Genomic DNA, 15,959 nt, shown 5'->3' on the forward strand with positions numbered 1-15,959 from the left:
CCTACCGCGACATCAGCCACGGGGAAACGCCGACCAGGATGGTGCGGGTGGTCAGGTCGAGTACCGGGTCCAGATCCGGTGCGAATTTGGGGGAGTGGTTGTACGGCTCGCCCGCGATGTTTTGCTTGCTGCCGACCGCCCAGTAGAAGTACGGCGCGCCCCAGGCCTCCGCGATGGTGGGGAAGTCCTCCGAGCCACACAGGCGGCCGAAGTCGCCGACCTGATCGCCGAACTGTTCGTTGAATGCGGCCATGACGGTGTTGGTCGGAGCTTGGTGGTTGCTGAATACGGGGGCGCCGCCGACGATCTCGAAGGTCGGCTCGCGGTCGCAGCCAGCAATCTCGCACTCGCCGCGCACGATGCGCCGGATGTCCTTATTCAGCTTGTCGGATAGTTCCTGGGTGTAGGCGCGGGTGGAGACCTTTATCTCCACCGAATCCGGCACCGTGTTCGGCGAATCGCCGCCGTGGACCGCGCCGACGGTGACCACGCCCATGTCCTGCGGGTTGATGCCGCGCGAGACGATCGTCTGCAGGCTCATGATGATCTTCGCCGCCAGCACCACCGGGTCCACGCTCAAGTGCGGCATCGAGCCGTGCGAGCCGCGGCCGTAGAGCGTGATCTTCGTCTGCACGCACGTGGCAAACACCGGGCCGGCAAGTGCGCCCACGCCGTAATTGTCGATCCACGGTCCGATGTGCTGGCCCAACACCACATCCGGCTTTACGATCTTGTCCGCCAGCCCCGAATCCGCCATATCCTGCGCGCCCGCACCCGTTTCCTCACCCGGCTGGAACAGGGCGATGAACGTGCCCGACCACAGGTCCTTGTGCTTCGCCAGTGCTTCTGCCGCGCCGAGCAGCGCGGTGGTGTGCATGTCGTGGCCGCAGGCGTGCATCTTGTTCAGCGCCGGATCTGCCGAGTACTCCAGGCCGGTGTCCTCGGCGATTGGCAGGGCGTCGAAGTCCGCGCGGAAGGCGACGACCGGGCCCTCGCCGTTTTCCAGCACGCCAACCTTGCCCGTCTTGCCCACGGCGGTGACGGTGAAACCGATCTCGTTTAAGACCTCCTCGATGCGTTGCGAGGTCGCGTACTCCTCCATGGACAGCTCCGGGTGCTGGTGGAACCACTTGTAGAGCTCCTCGCGCTTCTCGCGCGTTGCCGCGATCGTGTCCTCGAAACCGGCGAGGTGACCTGTGAGTATCGGTAAGTCAGACATGTCTCTACTTTAAGCCCTGTCGTCAAGCCGTCTCGTGTGGTTAGATGGGCCTATTGTTGCCATTGAGGCAGTTGTTGTTTGTGTGAACTTTGTGATTGGGGATTGTTGATGCGCCGTTTCGCCCAGGCCCGCACCGTCGTCGCCGCTGCCGTATCCGCTCTCGTGCTGTCTGTCGGCGGCATGAGTGTTGGTCTCGCTCCCGCCTCCGCCGACGTCGCCGCGCCCGTGGACTCCACCGACCCCAACTACGTCTGGCGCACCGACATCGTGAGCAAGGCCCTGGCCGGCAAGCCCACCGCCGACCGCGTGCTGCACCGCGTGCCGGGCTCGCTTCACGACGCCCCACGCATCCCCCTCGAAGCCGAACAAGCCCGCAAGCGCGGCAACGCCCTCTACGGCCCCGGCACCCCGCTGTACGTGGGCAACACCGTCGGCAGCGAATTCATGTGCACCACCACCGTCGCCGGCTACAACAACCGCGGCCAAAAGGTCGCCATCACCGCAGGCCACTGTGGCAACGTCGGCGACGACGTCAAGTCCGCTGACGCCCCGCAACTCGGCGTGACCGGCAAAATCACCCAGGTGGACAAGGCCCGCGACTTCGCCGTCATCACCCTCGCCCGCAACACCGAGGTCACCCGCTCCTACGACGGCACCACCGCCAACCACGTCGGTGGAGCACCTTTGCGACGCGGCGCCATGGTGTGCAAGAAGGGCGTGGCCACCGGAAACACCTGCGCGCCCACGATCGAGGACTGGGGAGAGCACAACATCAACCACGTCTGCGCCATGCAAGGCGACTCCGGCGCCCCGCTCATGGTCGGCGACCGCGTGATCGCCATGGTCAACGGCGGCACCTGGCACCCGCCGTTCGATATCGCCTGCCACAGCCCGCTGCAGGGGCCGATCCACGCGCCGACTGCGTCGCTGCGCATGGACACGGTGCTCCCGCTCGTGCACGGCGGGTTCCGCCTGCCGTAGGGCGGTCGGGGCGCTCAGCCGACCTACGCGCCGAGGAGCGCGGTGATCTCCTCGACGATCTGCGGGTTGCCCGCCACGCACCAGGTCACGCCACCGGCGTCCACCTTCACGCAGCGTCCGCCGACAGCCTCGACGAGCGCCTTGCCCGGCAGCCAATCCCAATCCGGCACGGTGTGCTGCATCCAGGCGCCCATCTGGCCGGAGGCCAGGTTGGACAGGTCGACGGAGCCAGCGCCCTGCATGCGGATGGTCGCGGCGGCGGAAGCGACGCGCAGCCACGGCTCGCGGACCGCGGCGTCGGCGAGGAAGGTGGGGTGGAGGTAGGTCACCACGGCGCTGTCGGCAAGCGAGGACGAGGCCAGCGGCTCCAGGGCGGAACCGTTGCGGGTTGCGACCCCGTCAACCGCCAGCCAGGTGGTGTCCAGGGCGGGGCGGTTGACGGCGCCGATTGTGGGGGTGCGGGGCGAGGAGTCGTCGATAAGCGCGAGCGCCGAGCAGAAGTAATCGGAACCCTGGGAGAAGTTGTAGGTGCCGTCGACCGGGTCGATCACCCAGGTCCGGCCGGTGCGAGAGGTGCGGGAGGCGCCCTCCTCGCCGATGACGCCGTCGTCGGGACGAAGCGCCTCGAGTGCTTCGGCGACGAACCGCTCGGCGGCGCGGTCGGCCTCCGTGACCACGTCGGACACGGAGGTCTTGAACTCCGTGCCCAGCCCCTCGGCGCGCATGCGCAGGGCGAGCGCCCCGGCATGCTCGACCAAAGCGGCGGCCAGGTCGGCGTCGGAGCAGGTGCGGTGGTCGGAGATAAATGCGTCAGTCACGCCCGCCATTATTGCGCAGACGGGGAATCCTCGGGCGTCTCCTTGAGGTAAACATTCGAGCCCATTTCGCGGAACTCCTGGGCCATCTCGCGCTCACCTTCGCGGGCTTCGGAAATATCGGAGGCGTCGGAGGAGGCAACGTCGAAGTCGAACGTCGGCATGCCCAGGTCCGCGATCTGGTCGCCGAACTCGTCGCGGATGTCCTGCGAGATGCGCATGGAGCAGAACTTCGGGCCGCACATGGAGCAGAAGTGCGCGGTCTTTGCGGGCTCGGCAGGCAGCGTCTCGTCGTGGTAGGACTGCGCCGTCTCCGGGTCCAGCGACAGGGCGAACTGGTCGTGCCAGCGGAACTCGAAACGCGCCTTACTCATGGCGTCGTCCCAGTCGCGCGCGCCCGGGTGGCCCTTGGCAACGTCGGCCGAGTGGGCTGCGAGTTTGTAGGTGATCACACCGGTTTTCACGTCGTCGCGGTTCGGCAGGCCCAGGTGCTCCTTCGGGGTGACGTAGCACAGCATTGCCGTGCCGCCCGCTGCGATGTTGGCGGCGCCGATGGCGGACGTGATGTGGTCGTAGCCCGGCGCGATGTCGGTGACCAGGGGGCCGAGGGTGTAAAACGGCGCGCCGCCACACCACTGTTCTTCCTTTTCGTTGTTCACCTGGATCATGTTCAGCGGCACGTGGCCGGGGCCTTCGATCATGACCTGGACGTCGTAGTCCCAGGCGCGCTTGCACAGCTCGCCGATGGTTTTCAGTTCGGCGAATTGGGCGGCGTCGTTGGCGTCGGCGACGGAGCCGGGGCGGAGGCCGTCGCCAAGCGAGAATGCGACGTCGTACTTGGCAAAGATCTCGCACAGCTCGTCGAAGTTCTCGTACAGGAAGGACTCCTTGTGGTGCGCGAGGCACCAGCCGGCCATGATCGAGCCGCCGCGGGAGACGATGCCGGTGACGCGCTTGGAGGTCAGCGGCACATACGGCAGGCGCACGCCGGCGTGGACGGTCATGTAGTCGACGCCCTGCTCGCACTGCTCGATGACGGTGTCGCGGAAGATTTCCCAGGTCAGGTCCTCAGCGATGCCGTTTACCTTCTCCAGCGCCTGGTAGATCGGCACGGTGCCGATCGGGACGGGGGAGTTGCGCAGGATCCACTCGCGGGTGGCGTGGATGTCGTCGCCGGTGGACAGGTCCATCACGGTGTCCGCGCCCCAGCGGGTGGCCCAGCGCAGCTTTTCCACCTCTTCGCGTATCGACGACGTCACCGCCGAGTTGCCGATATTCGCGTTGATCTTGGTCAAAAACGCGTTGCCGATGATCATCGGCTCGCTTTCGGGGTGGTTGATGTTGTTCGGGATGATCGCGCGACCGGCGGCGACCTCCTCGCGCACCTTCTCGGGCGAGCAGTGCTCGCGAAGCGCGACGAACTCCATCTCGCGGGTGATCTCCCCGCGGCGGGCGTAGGCCATCTGGGTGACGCGCTTGCCGTCTTTGGCGCGCAGCGGTGCGCGCGAGGCGCCACGCCACTCGTCGGAGGCGGCGCCGCGTTTGACGGCCGCGCGGCCGTCGTCAAGCAAATTGCGTTCGCGGCCCTCGTAGGCCTCCACGTCGCCGCGCGCTTCGATCCACTCGCTGCGCAGGCTGGGCAGGCCATCTTCCGGCTCCGCCCACGGTCCGCGGGTGCGATAGATCTTGAACGGCTCGTTCGGGCCGGTGGGGGAATCGTCCAACTGGATCGCCGTCTCCGGAACCTCCAGGCCGTCCTTCACAATCGGCGCGTAGGAGTGCTTGGGGTGGATTTCTTGGGCGTAGATGTCGTGAGCCACGACCTTCTCCTTCCTTCGCTGGTGCTAACCAGACAGGTTCGAACGGTGCTCGCGCGGACAAAAGCGCGATCTCAGCCCGATGCCTCGGGCGCCCGTGTTGGGTCGTAGGCCACTGTATCCCGTCTTGGTCGATCCGGCAGGCGGTTCGCTAGACTTCCCCCTTATGCAGCCGGAGACTCAGACGCGGATCAAGGACCTCGAGGCCACACTTTCCACCATTGAGAAGGTGATGGACCTCGACGTTCTGCGCGAGCGCGCCCGCGAGCTCGAGGCCCAGGCCGGCGACCCGTCGCTGTGGGACGACCCGGCGCACGCGCAGCAGGTGACCACGGATCTCTCCAACGTGCAGGCGCGCCTTCGTAAGGTCTCGTCGCTGCGCTCGCGTATCGACGACCTCCCGGTCATGTACGAACTCGCCGAGGAAGAAGGCGACGCGTCCATGGCGGACGAGGAGCTTGACGACGTCGCCGCACAGATCGATTCGCTCGAGGTGCAGACCATGCTCTCCGGCGACTACGACGAGCGCGAGGCGGTGGTCCACATCCGCTCCGGCGCGGGTGGCGTGGACGCGGCGGACTGGGCGGAGATGCTCATGCGCATGTACGTGCGCTGGGCGGAAAAGGCCGGCCACAAGGTGGACGTCTACGACATCTCCTATGCGGAGGAGGCCGGCATTAAGTCCGCCACCTTCGTCGTCCACGGCGAATACCTCTACGGCCAGCTCTCGGTGGAGCAGGGCGCGCACCGGCTGGTGCGCATCTCGCCGTTTGATAACCAGGCCCGCCGCCAGACCTCGTTTGCGGAGGTGGAGGTGCTGCCGGTGGTGGAGCAGACCGACCACATCGACATCCCGGATTCCGACATCCGCGTCGACGTCTACCGTTCCTCCGGCCCCGGCGGGCAATCGGTGAACACCACTGACTCGGCCGTGCGCATCACGCACATCCCGACCGGCATTGTGGTGACCTGCCAGAACGAGAAGTCCCAGATCCAGAACAAAGCCTCGGCGCTCAACGTCCTGCAGTCAAAGTTGTTGGAGAAGAAGCGCCAGGAGGAAAAGGCGGAGATGGATGCCCTCGGTGCCGGCGGCAACGCCAGCTGGGGCAACCAGATGCGCTCGTACGTCCTGCACCCGTACCAGATGGTCAAGGACTTGCGCACCGAGTACGAGGTGGGGGATCCGCAGAAGGTGCTCGACGGCGACATCGACGGGTTCTTGGAGGCCGGCATCCGCTGGCGCATGGCACAGCAGCAACAAGATTCACATCAGTAACAGGTACAGTGTGTCGCGTGATCCGATTCGACCATGTGACCAAGTCGTACCCGACGTCGACGCGCCCCGCGCTCAACGACGTCACCCTCGAGATCCCGGACGGCGAATTCGTCTTTCTCATCGGCGCGTCCGGCTCGGGTAAGTCGACGTTTCTGCAGTTAATGATCCGCGAGGAAAACGTCTCCTCCGGCGACATCTTTTTCGACGACTTCCACGTCAACGCCCTGTCTGGCAAGCAGATCAACAAACTGCGCCAGTCCATCGGCTACGTCTTCCAGGACTTCCGCCTCCTGCCCAACTTGAACGTCTACGACAACGTCGCATTCGCACTCGAAGTCATCGGCAAACCGAAAAACCGCATCGCCAAACTCGTCCCCGAGGCCCTCGAGCTCGTCGGATTGGGCGCCAAGGCAAACCGCATGCCCCGGGAGCTCTCGGGCGGCGAGCAGCAAAGGGTAGCGATTGCGCGTGCGTTCGTCGATAAGCCAAAGCTCATGCTTTGCGACGAGCCCACGGGCAACCTCGACCCCGGCACCGCCGACGAAATCATGGCGCTGCTCGCGCGCATCAACCGCATGGGCACCACCGTGGTCATGTCCACGCACAACGCGCGCGCCGTGGACGACATGCGTAAACGCGTCGTCGAACTGCAACTCGGCGAGGTCGTGCGCGACGAAACCAACGGCGTCTACGGGGATGTGAGGAAGTAACCATGAACTGGAATTTCATCTTCCGCGAAGGGTTTAAGGGCCTCGGCCGCAACCTGACCATGACCATTGCGCTGGTGATTACCACCGCGCTGTCGCTCGCGCTCGTCGGCACGGGCGTGCTCATCTCGCGCGCGACCGCCGACACCAAGGAGCTCTACCTCGACCGCGTGGAAGTGATGGTGGAGTTGGACGAGGACATATCCGCGAACGACACCGACTGCTCCTCCGAGGCATGCAAGGAGGTCCGCGACACGCTGCAGGCCGACGACCAGGTCAAACAGGTCACGTTCCGCTCCCGCGAGCAGTCCTACGAGCGCTTCGTGGAACTGTTCCAGGACGCTGAGCCGGAACTGGTGCGCGAGACCACCGCCGACGCCCTGCCGGCCGCGCTGCACGTGCGGCTTGCAGACCCGACGAACGTCGAGCCGCTGGACGCAATCCGCGACATGCCGCAGGTCACCGTCATTTCCGACCAAGCCGACACCGTGCGTTCCGCCGCCGGCACCTTAAACACCTTCCGCAACGCCGCCTTCCTGGTCGCCGCCGCGCAGGCGCTGGCCGCGGTGTTCCTCATCGCCAACATGGTGCAACTCGCCGCCTTCAACCGCCGCGAGCAGATCGGCATCATGCGCATGGTTGGCGCCTCGCGCTGGTACACCCAGGCCCCGTTCGTTCTCGAGGCCGTCATCTCCGTGCTGCTCGGCGCTTGCTTAGCGACGATCGGCGTCTGGGCAGGCAAACAATTCCTCGTCGACCCGCTCTTGGGCGATCTCTACGCCTCCCAGCTGATTGCCCGCGTGCCGGATTCCGCCGTGTGGGCCGTGATGCCGCTGACCGGGCTGGTCGCAATGGTGCTCGGCGGGCTGGCCGCGCAGGTGGCACTTCGCTCTTACGTGCGCAAGTAGTACACTTGGCGCTCTTATGTCCAAGAAGAAAAAGAAGCAGAAGCTTTCCAACACCGGTGTCCTGGCGACCAACCGGAAGGCTCGCCACGACTTCAACATCTTGGACACCTGGGAATGCGGCCTCGTGCTGCAGGGCACCGAGATCAAAGCCCTGCGCGAAGGCAAGGTTTCGCTTGTCGAGGCCTTCGCCACCGTGGACAACGGCGAGGTGTGGCTGCGCAACATGCACATCCCCGAGTACTCCAAGGGACACTGGACCAACCACCCACCGCGCCGCACCCGCAAACTGCTGCTGCACCGCCGCGAGATCGACTCGCTCGAGGGCAAGGTCCGCGACGGCAACCGCACCCTGATCCCGCTGTCGCTCTACCTCAAAGACGGCCGCGCCAAGGTCGAGCTGGGCCTTGGCCAGGGTAAGCAGGCCTACGACAAGCGACGCGACATCAAACGCCGCACCGAGGACCGCGAAATCACCCGCGATCTCGGCCGCAAACTCAAGGGCATCAAGGCCTAGCGTTTTCGCTACGGTGGGGGCCTATGAAAAAGGCACTCATCACTGGCGCATCCCGCGGCATCGGCCGCGCGATCGCGGAAGAACTCGGCAAGGACCACCACATTCTCGCGGGCGCATCGAAGGATGCCTCCGACATCGTCTCGGCACTCCCCAGCGCTGAGCCGTTCGAGGTGGACCTGACCGACACCGACGCCATCGTGGAGGCAGCATCCAAGATCGAGGAGCTCGACGTCCTCGTGCTTGCCGCCGGCGTGATGGACGGCGGCCCGCTCGAGGAGGTCGGCGACGACAAGTGGCGCCACATGATGGAGGTCAACCTCCACGCGCCCGTCACGCTGACCCGCGCGCTGCTTCCCGCTTTACGACGATCCAACGGCCTCATCATCGCCATCAACTCCGGCGCCGGCTTCAACGGCTATGCCAACAATTCTGCCTACTGCGCCTCCAAGTTCGCACTGCGCGGCTTTACCGAGTCGCTCGCCCAGGAGGAGGCCGGCAAGGTGCGCGTGACCTCCCTGCACCCGGGCCGCACCGACACCGACATGCTCGCAGGCAGCAACGACCTGCCCAAGATGGCCGCCACCGAGGTATCCAAGGCTGCCCGGCTCGCCGTCGATGCCGGACCGGACGCCGTGATCGAGTTCATGCGCGTGCGCCCGGCCTTCACCGGGTAGGCCCTTGTGTTTATCGCCCCGGCGGGGTAATGTTCTGTCTCCTACGTTTCTTCGTAGTTGACGGGGTCGATTTGGTTTCGACTTCATCACTCAGCCAGGGGAAGCGTGCCGGTGCAGGCAGGAGACCACCGAAAGCGTCGCTGCAATGAATAAACGCAGAGAAGAACTCTCAGCGTGACTACGCCCTCGCTGCCTAATTAAGAAAGGTTCAGCGACCTGCGTGTCCGTCAGGCCGGGGATGTCCCCGACCCGGTACCTGGCGTCGACTTAGGGGACTAGCCTTCCGGCTCTGTCAGTGGGGCCTCGGAAGGGACACTTTTCACTGACTGGGCCCGTCATCCGGACATGTTCGCCTGATCCGGAGGGTCGAGGAGAGATTCTGTGCGAACTGCGCACGGAGAAGCCCTGGTGCGGTGATGGAGGACCCGGGTTCAATTCCCGGCGGCTCCACTGCTGGAAAACCCCGCTGACCGAGTTGGTCAGCGGGGTTTTTCTCTGTCTTCTGCCCGGATCGTCTAGCTCGGGTTAAGTAGCAAAATGTGTGTCCGCTCGGCGTGTCGTGGGGCGGGCACACCGTTTGTTATTTCATGGGGCCTTTTCTGATTCCTATCGAGTGTTCGTATTCGGTTGGGATAGCGTTGTCGTAGAAGGCTGGTCGTCCTGTTTCCTGGTCGGCTTTGTTGTGGTCTTCTTCGGCAAGATCGTTGACTTTGACGAGTTGATCTTGGCCAAAATCGCACTGCCTGGCGATGTCTAGTGGGTCGTCAGGCAGTTGCTTTTTGGTGTGGAGGTACCACTCGAGCATTTTCCGTTGACGTTCTCCGGACCCGCACCTTTTCGTAGAGGTTTTTGGCGAAGTGGGTGCGACAGCGCTGCCACGACGCATCAGGCAGCACTTCAGAAATGGCGTGCTGGATGCCCTCATGAGCATCATTGGTGATAAGGAAGACCCCGCAAAGCCCGCGGGCCTTGAGGTCTTGGAAGAAGCCCTTCCACGACGCGTTGGATTCCGCAGTGGCAACGTGCATGCCGAGCATTTCCCGGTAGCCGTCGGCGTTGATCCCGGTAGCTAGCAGCACGCAGCATTTGACCACATGTCCGCCTTCACGCACTTTGATCGTGAGTGCGTCACACGACAGGTAGGCGTACCCGCCGGGGTCGAGTGGGCGGTTTTTGAAGTCTGCGACCATCTCGTCAAGTTCTTCCGACATCCGCGAGACTTGCGATTTCGACAGGTTAGAAATCCCAAGGGTTGCCACCAGATCGTTCATTCGGCGGGTGGAGACCCCTTTGAGGTAGCACGTCGCGATCACGGTCGACAGCGCGCGTTCTGCTCGTGAGCGGCGCTCTAGTAGCCAGTCGGGGAAGAACGCGTGCGTGGCGCAGTTTCGGCACTGCCACGTCGATCGTGCCGACACGGGTGTCGAGGTCGCGGTGGCGGTACCCGTTGCGGTGGTTGACCCGCTCGGTGGAAGCAACGCCGTATTCGGCGCCGCAGACGGTGTCTGCCTGGGCGGAGAGGATCTGGCTGATAAACCCTTGCAGCATCTGGCGCATCAAATCCGGCGACGCTTGGGCGAGCAGATCATCCAAGTAGGTTGCAGGGTCGATAGAATGCGGTGCAGCGGTCATCGTCATGTGCCTTTCGGTGAGATGTGGTAGTTGAGTCGAAAGGTTACTGGCGGTGGCCGCCCCACTATTTTCAAGGGCCCACCATCAGCAAGCGTTACACCACACTAAGGGACGCAACCCCTGATACGACACCCACCGGTTCGCAGCCCGAATCAGGTGCACAATGCAGGTCTGTACCATGGAATTCGGCCAGGTTGCCTCCACGGCTTCCGGCAAGCCTTTGAGCCCGTCGCAGCACACAATGAACACGTCCTGGACACCGCGGTTGGCCAGATCCGCGCACACCGATGCCCAGAATGCAGCGCCTTCATTGTCGGCGATCCACAATCCCAGGATGTGCTTGGTGCCGTCCATGTCGACACCAACCGCCATATAGCAGGCTTTGTTGACCACGCGGTGGCCGTCACGGATTTTCACGCGTAGCGCGTCGAGGAAGATCACCGGGTAAAACTCGTCGAGCTGGCAGTTTTGTCAGATCATGACCTCGTCTCACACCGCATCGGTAATGGTGCTGATCGTATCCGGGCTCATATCCACCCCAAGGGTGGTCGCGAGGTGATGCTGGATATCGCGCACTGTCATCCCGTCGGCGTAGAGCGAGACGATCATGTCGTCGAGTTCTGTGAGCCGGCGTGCGCCCTTGGGCACCATCCGGGGAGTAAACGTGCCGGCACGATCCCTGGGCACGGTCACTTCCACCGCGCCGTAGCCAGAATTGACGGTCTTGGTGTACGACCCGTTGCGGTGATTGCTCTCCTGCGCGGTTTCCACCTGGGCTTTGGCCTTGCGGTCGGAATGGCTATAGCCCAAATGCGCATCCATCTCTGTCTTAAGACCAGCGTTGATCGATGCCTGCAACAAGCCTTTGACCAGCTCGCTGGCATCATCAGCAGTGGTCGACAGCTCGCTGATCAGGCTGGCGAGCTCAGGATTTTCCATCAGCTTCTCGCTGATCTCGTTGACCCTCGCCGGGTCATGGTTTTTCTTCGGTGACACCGTAGTCATTATCGGTGAAACTCCTTCTAGATCAGAGCCTCACACACAAACTTCCTGACACCCTTCAGGAATGACAGGCGAGGAGCAATCCGCGGGGACGGATAAGGCCACAGCGCGTTTAAATGTCTCACGTGAGTGCAACGGTGAGGGGTGTAGAGAACGCACGGTGGGCGGTTGCGAATAAGTGACCACACTGGCAGCCGAGAGGTACGAGCGATGAAAGATCAGCTCGAGCATTAGCGAACGTACTGACGTCGCTTTATTAGGTGTACTGACCGGGTACGTTGCGGGCACGCCGGTTCGGCGCACCGCCACAGCCGCTTGCGCCACACCAGCAGCACCGGCCGCCCCGCCGAGGGGATGTCACGCACCAGATGCTCACGCCGGCCGCGGGCCACCGCGACCACCCCGCACCGCGGGCACCCGGTCACCGACTCGGAGGTCTCCACCAACAGCTCCAGCTCACCGCCGTACTCACCGGCGGCAAGCACCACCAACCCCGAGATGCCGAGCATCGCAGCGGGCAGGACGGTAGCCTCAACACTCACCTGGGACTCCTCTCGATCCGTTGCTTGGTCGCTACGAATCGTGGAGTCCCAGGTCCGTCTTCACCAGCCCAACCCGGTCAGCGCGTCGCAACCCGGCTACCACGCTTGGTGAGGAAGATCTGCTAACGTGGTTCGGCGACGGCCCGGGCACGTCCTTGTTCCTAACCGTCGTGCGCTGGGGTCCGCGTGGACCGCTCGGCCAGCGTCCATCCAGTCAGGAGGCAGTCAGCAGATGTTCGACGACAACGGCTCATTCCTACTCGCCATGTTCGAGTTCTTCATCTTCTTCGCATGGTTCATGTCCCTGTGGTGGATCTTCGGAGATCTCTTCCGCAGCAAGGACCTCGGCGGCTTCGCGAAGGCGCTGTGGGTGGTGTTCATCGTCGCGCTGCCGTTCATCGGAATGCTCGCGTACCTGCTTGTTCGAGGTCGGGGGATGACCGACCGCGCGGTCGAGGCGCGCCAGGAGCTCCAGCAGCGGCAGGATGAGTACATCAAGTCCGTCGCCGGCGGCTCCGCCGGATCGAGCCCGACCGATGAGATCGCCTCGGCGAAGGCCCTTCTCGACTCGGGAGCGATTACCCAGCAGGAGTTCGACCAGATCAAGGCAAGGGCGCTCTCCTCGGTCTGACCCTGGTCCGCTCCCTCGCCAGCCGCAGCGTCGCGGTCCGAGGGCGGCCATCCGGCGCGGCCTTGTCGCGGGGCGAATTCGTTCGCGGTTCGCCGGACGCTGGCCAGCTTGGCTCCTAGGCTCCGGGTGCCGCGCCGCCATCGAGGGGGCGCCACCTGACCTTGGGGGTCACTCGATGGCTCTGGTTGTGCACCGGTTCACAGCGTAAGGTCGCGCCCGCCACCCTCGGCGCCGCTTCTGTCGAGGGTGGTCCTTCTCTATGCCACAAGGTCAGCGCGGCGCTGGGATCACATGGCCGCAGCGGGGCGAGGTCAGCGTCGACGCCGCCTCGACCACCACTGAACTGGACGGCAGCGGAGTGGTCGTCGCACCGCGATGGCTGACGCAGCTCAGTGCCGGCCACGTACTGGTCGGCGACTCGGGCGTTCATTGAACAGGTCAAGGAATCAATCGCCCTGCACATGGTCGGCTGATGCCGGTCCCATCGATCAACGTCTCCGGTCCGTACAGCTAGCGGGTGCCAGTGAGCGGGTGGAGGGATGCGGGGGTGGCATCAGGAGTGCCGCCTAGAGGCCCCTGAGGGGAAACATCTGATTAGGCTAAGTTGCCGCTGCCAACTACGAACGTCTCGCTATCAAAGATGCGTTCGAAGAAATCACGCTCGGTTTTATGGAGCAGGCGCTCCAAGAAGATCGCGAGCGCGACAACAAGGACTAGTCGGCCAACGCCCGGTAGATCGGACACCCTCGGCTATAGCCCAAATGCGCATCCATCTCCGCTTTAAGACCAGCGTTGATCGATGCCTGCAACAAGCCTTTGACCAGCTCGCTGGCATCATCAGCAGTGGTCGACAGCTCGCTGATCAGGCTGGCGAGCTCAGGATTTTCCATCAGCTTCTCGCTGATCTCGTTGACCCTCGCCGGGTCATGGTTTTTCTTCGGTGACACCGTAGTCATTATCGGTGAAACTCCTTCTAGATCAGAGCCTCACGCACAAACTTCCTGACACCCTCTACTGGGCATCGTGGTCTGTTTTTACTCACCCGGAAAGCACACCAACCCCCGATTAGCACATGCGAGTGCCATTCCGGTGGATTGAACACAAATCGGGCGGATATAAGGTCTTGCTGCTTATATCCGTCCGATTTACCTAGACTGATCAGCAAGAACGCCGAAACTCAGACACACATTTTGCTACTTAACCCTCTAGCTCCCCGCGGGTGCTGCTAGACGATCAGCGCCGTACTGCACTTGGGTTTCAATATCACCTGGGGGTTTGTGGTCGTCGATACGCGATCGTCTAGTTCGCTTCGGGGTCTAGCTAGACGATCTCGTAGCCGGTGACGTGCTCAGTCAGAGAGTCCTAGGTTAGGGTGTTGACTATCCAACGATGGGAGGGGCGCACCTGTGTTTCGCCTGTTCATTGACGAATCTTACCAGCACGACCATTACTACGTGGCTGGGGTGCTTCTCGACGAAAAGCAGAGTGACGTCCTCGAAAGTCGGTTGGAGGAGTTAGCGGAGAATCTTCGGATCCGAAATAGGTGGGAAGCGTCGCCGGAATTCCATGGACATGCTTTGATGAACGGTTTGGATGACTGGAGGGATCTGCACGGCAAGTTTGGTGCTTCAGTTTCGATGGGAAACGTTCGAGGTGATTGCCGACATGGGTGCCGCATCAGGAAGACTTCAACGAAGCGATCCAGGGCTTTACGCGTATTGCGACTCCCGGTTACCGAGGGCAAAGACTTCTCGCGATTGACGGTGGTATCGAATTTGTCGATTCCCGTCGAAGTCGAGGAGTCCAATCGGCCGACATGTGTGTCTACATTCTTCGGCGGCACCGGGAAGAAACGGGCGCGTCTCAATCGGCACGAAAAGCCACAAGAAGGCTAGTTAAATCGCTCGGTAACGCAGCGGTTCATCAGCGAAAATGGTTACCTTAGAAAAAGCTCTGGAGCCTGCGCGGCTCTAGGCGACAACGCTCCGGTAACCGGCTCGTCGTGGCTTTAATGTAACTGAGTGTCGTTACATGGTCAACCGACTCAGTTGAAGTCGTAACCTGCCCTGTACGCGATCGTCTAGTTCGCCGAAGGGGCTAGCTAGACGATCTCGTAGCCGGTGACCGGGCCCTCCGCATTCGGCTGCCAGCCCAGGGCGGGGGCGACGTGGGTGGCGAAGTTCTCCAGGATCTTCACGTTCACGTCCACGCCCATGCCGGTGGGGACGGTGATGAGCAGCGTGTCGGCGGCCATGACTGCGGGGTCGGCCTTGAGCTGCTCGATGAGCTTGTCCGGCTCGGCGGCGTAAGTGCGGCCGAAGGTGGACGCGCCGACGTCGGGCAGCATGCCTACCTGGTCGGACGCGGAGCCCTGCATGCCGAAGCGGGCCATGTCGGCGCCGTCGACGATGGGGAAGATGGAGCGTGACACGGACACGCGCGGGGTCCAGTCGTGGCCGGCTTCCTTCCAGGCGGCGCGGTAGCGGTTGATCTGGTCCACCTGGATTTCGCCGAGCGTGTGCGCGGTGGTCTCGGAAACCAGGGTGGACGACATCAGGTTCAGTCCGTCGCGGGCGGTCTGCTCGGCGGACGCGTGGGTACCGGAGCCGTAGAAGATGTGCTTGCGCAGCTCGGGAGCCATGGGGAAGACCGGCAGGGCGGAGCCAGGCTGGAATATGTTGGGGTACTGCTTATCCAGGGTTGCTGCGGTGGCGAAGCCCTTGCCGTCCACGGCGTCCATGAACGCTTCGAGGTGGGCGCGCGCCACGTCGGCGCCGTTGTCGGCCTTGCCTGTGTAGCCGAAGGCTTCCCAGCCGCGCTCGGCAACTTCGGGGGCGCCGCGCGAGACACCCAGGGCGACGCGCCCGCCGGAGAGCTGGTAGAGCGAGGCGGCCTCTTCCGCGAGGTAGAGCGGGTTTTCGTAGCGCATGTCGATCACGCCGGTACCCACCTCGATATGTTTCGTCGTCGCCGCGACCGCGCCGAGCAGCGGCATCGGGGCGGAGGCCTGCGGCACGAAGTGGTGGACGCGGAACGACGCGTTGTTCACGCCGATCTCGTCGGCGGCCTGGGCGAGTTCGAGGTGGATTTTGGCGATCTTTTCCGCCGACGGGCCGCGCTGGCCGCCGAAGGCGTAGTGCCCGAAGCTCAAGAAACCGAAAGCCTTCATGGTGACCACTCCGAACTAGGTAGGTGACGTATCAACAATCATGGCAGTGTAACCCACCACGGCGCCGCGCGC

The 15,959-nt window shown here is 63.5% G+C and carries 13 protein-coding genes, 1 other RNA gene, 4 pseudogenes and 1 riboswitch; of the genes and pseudogenes, 9 read left to right on the forward strand and 9 right to left on the reverse strand.

Features of this window, described 5'->3' with window-relative positions; translation table 11 throughout:
• Position 1: 1 nt before the first annotated feature.
• On the reverse strand, positions 2 to 1,219 hold the full coding sequence (locus IAU68_RS02705) for an amidohydrolase (protein WP_171194176.1): 1,218 nt from the start codon (positions 1,217 to 1,219) through the stop codon (positions 2 to 4).
• A 108-nt stretch (positions 1,220 to 1,327) separates the two neighbouring features.
• Here IAU68_RS02705 and IAU68_RS02710 point away from each other — a divergent pair, with 108 nt between their 5' ends.
• Positions 1,328 to 2,200, forward strand: a complete 873-nt coding sequence (locus tag IAU68_RS02710; protein ID WP_171194175.1) for a chymotrypsin family serine protease — start codon at positions 1,328 to 1,330, stop codon at positions 2,198 to 2,200.
• A gap of 23 nt (positions 2,201 to 2,223) precedes the next feature.
• On the opposite strand, the gene IAU68_RS02715 is transcribed toward IAU68_RS02710, so the two are convergent.
• Positions 2,224 to 3,027, reverse strand: a complete 804-nt coding sequence (locus IAU68_RS02715) for an inositol monophosphatase family protein (protein WP_171194174.1) — start codon at positions 3,025 to 3,027, stop codon at positions 2,224 to 2,226.
• Entirely contained in the window at positions 3,027 to 4,835 is a 1,809-nt protein-coding gene (thiC, locus tag IAU68_RS02720) for a phosphomethylpyrimidine synthase ThiC (protein ID WP_171194173.1), read from the reverse strand. Before thiC ends, IAU68_RS02715 begins: the two co-directional genes overlap by 1 nt.
• Positions 4,829 to 4,941: riboswitch (TPP riboswitch) on the reverse strand. (Overlaps the previous gene by 7 nt.)
• Before the next feature lie 57 nt (positions 4,942 to 4,998).
• Between thiC and prfB the strand changes: the two genes are divergently transcribed.
• From prfB to ssrA, 6 genes are all read left to right on the forward strand, one after another.
• The gene (gene prfB / locus IAU68_RS02725) at positions 4,999 to 6,108 is read left to right on the forward strand and encodes a peptide chain release factor 2 (RefSeq protein ID WP_171194172.1); all 1,110 of its coding nucleotides are present in this window, start codon (positions 4,999 to 5,001) and stop codon (positions 6,106 to 6,108) included.
• Positions 6,109 to 6,125: 17 nt separating this feature from the next.
• The gene (ftsE, locus tag IAU68_RS02730) at positions 6,126 to 6,818 is read left to right on the forward strand and encodes a cell division ATP-binding protein FtsE (RefSeq protein ID WP_171194171.1); all 693 of its coding nucleotides are present in this window, start codon (positions 6,126 to 6,128) and stop codon (positions 6,816 to 6,818) included.
• A 2-nt stretch (positions 6,819 to 6,820) separates the two neighbouring features.
• Positions 6,821 to 7,723 carry a permease-like cell division protein FtsX gene (gene ftsX / locus IAU68_RS02735; RefSeq protein WP_171194170.1) on the forward strand — a complete coding sequence of 301 codons (903 nt, stop codon included), beginning with the start codon at positions 6,821 to 6,823 and terminating at the stop codon, positions 7,721 to 7,723.
• Positions 7,724 to 7,739: 16 nt separating this feature from the next.
• Positions 7,740 to 8,237 (forward strand): SsrA-binding protein SmpB, encoded by a 498-nt coding sequence (gene smpB / locus IAU68_RS02740; protein WP_171194169.1) that lies wholly within the window; start codon positions 7,740 to 7,742, stop codon positions 8,235 to 8,237.
• Between the two features lie 23 nt (positions 8,238 to 8,260).
• Positions 8,261 to 8,911 carry an SDR family oxidoreductase gene (locus IAU68_RS02745; RefSeq protein WP_171194168.1) on the forward strand — a complete coding sequence of 217 codons (651 nt, stop codon included), beginning with the start codon at positions 8,261 to 8,263 and terminating at the stop codon, positions 8,909 to 8,911.
• Between the two features lie 62 nt (positions 8,912 to 8,973).
• Positions 8,974 to 9,364, forward strand: a transfer-messenger RNA (tmRNA) gene (gene ssrA / locus IAU68_RS02750).
• A gap of 127 nt (positions 9,365 to 9,491) precedes the next feature.
• Here the strand turns inward: ssrA and IAU68_RS02755 are convergent.
• From IAU68_RS02755 to IAU68_RS02770, 4 genes and pseudogenes are all read right to left on the reverse strand, one after another.
• Positions 9,492 to 9,737, reverse strand: a pseudogene (locus IAU68_RS02755) (IS1249 family transposase); the annotation flags it as partial.
• 16 nt (positions 9,738 to 9,753) lie between these two features.
• Positions 9,754 to 10,543: pseudogene (locus IAU68_RS02760) on the reverse strand (IS256 family transposase); the annotation flags it as partial.
• A gap of 123 nt (positions 10,544 to 10,666) precedes the next feature.
• Positions 10,667 to 11,548, reverse strand: a pseudogene (locus tag IAU68_RS02765) (IS256 family transposase); the annotation flags it as partial.
• A gap of 227 nt (positions 11,549 to 11,775) precedes the next feature.
• Complete coding sequence (locus IAU68_RS02770) at positions 11,776 to 12,087, reverse strand: transposase family protein (protein ID WP_007000757.1); 312 nt, start codon at positions 12,085 to 12,087, stop codon at positions 11,776 to 11,778.
• 232 nt (positions 12,088 to 12,319) lie between these two features.
• On the opposite strand from IAU68_RS02770, the gene IAU68_RS02775 reads away from it, so the two are divergent.
• The gene (locus IAU68_RS02775) at positions 12,320 to 12,718 is read left to right on the forward strand and encodes an SHOCT domain-containing protein (protein WP_042410142.1); all 399 of its coding nucleotides are present in this window, start codon (positions 12,320 to 12,322) and stop codon (positions 12,716 to 12,718) included.
• A 743-nt stretch (positions 12,719 to 13,461) separates the two neighbouring features.
• Here IAU68_RS02775 and IAU68_RS02780 read toward each other — a convergent pair.
• Positions 13,462 to 13,674, reverse strand: a pseudogene (locus tag IAU68_RS02780) (IS256 family transposase); the annotation flags it as partial.
• Positions 13,675 to 14,387: 713 nt separating this feature from the next.
• On the opposite strand from IAU68_RS02780, the gene IAU68_RS02785 reads away from it, so the two are divergent.
• Positions 14,388 to 14,663, forward strand: coding sequence for a DUF3800 domain-containing protein (locus IAU68_RS02785; protein ID WP_231699076.1), 276 nt, complete (start codon positions 14,388 to 14,390; stop codon positions 14,661 to 14,663).
• 156 nt (positions 14,664 to 14,819) lie between these two features.
• Here IAU68_RS02785 and IAU68_RS02790 read toward each other — a convergent pair whose 3' ends face one another.
• Positions 14,820 to 15,887 carry an LLM class flavin-dependent oxidoreductase gene (locus IAU68_RS02790; RefSeq protein WP_171194167.1) on the reverse strand — a complete coding sequence of 356 codons (1,068 nt, stop codon included), beginning with the start codon at positions 15,885 to 15,887 and terminating at the stop codon, positions 14,820 to 14,822.
• Between the last annotated feature and the right edge of the window lie 72 nt (positions 15,888 to 15,959).

It is taken from the genome of Corynebacterium lujinxingii, assembly GCF_014490555.1.
GTDB classification, from domain to species: Bacteria; Actinomycetota; Actinomycetes; order Mycobacteriales; family Mycobacteriaceae; genus Corynebacterium; species Corynebacterium lujinxingii.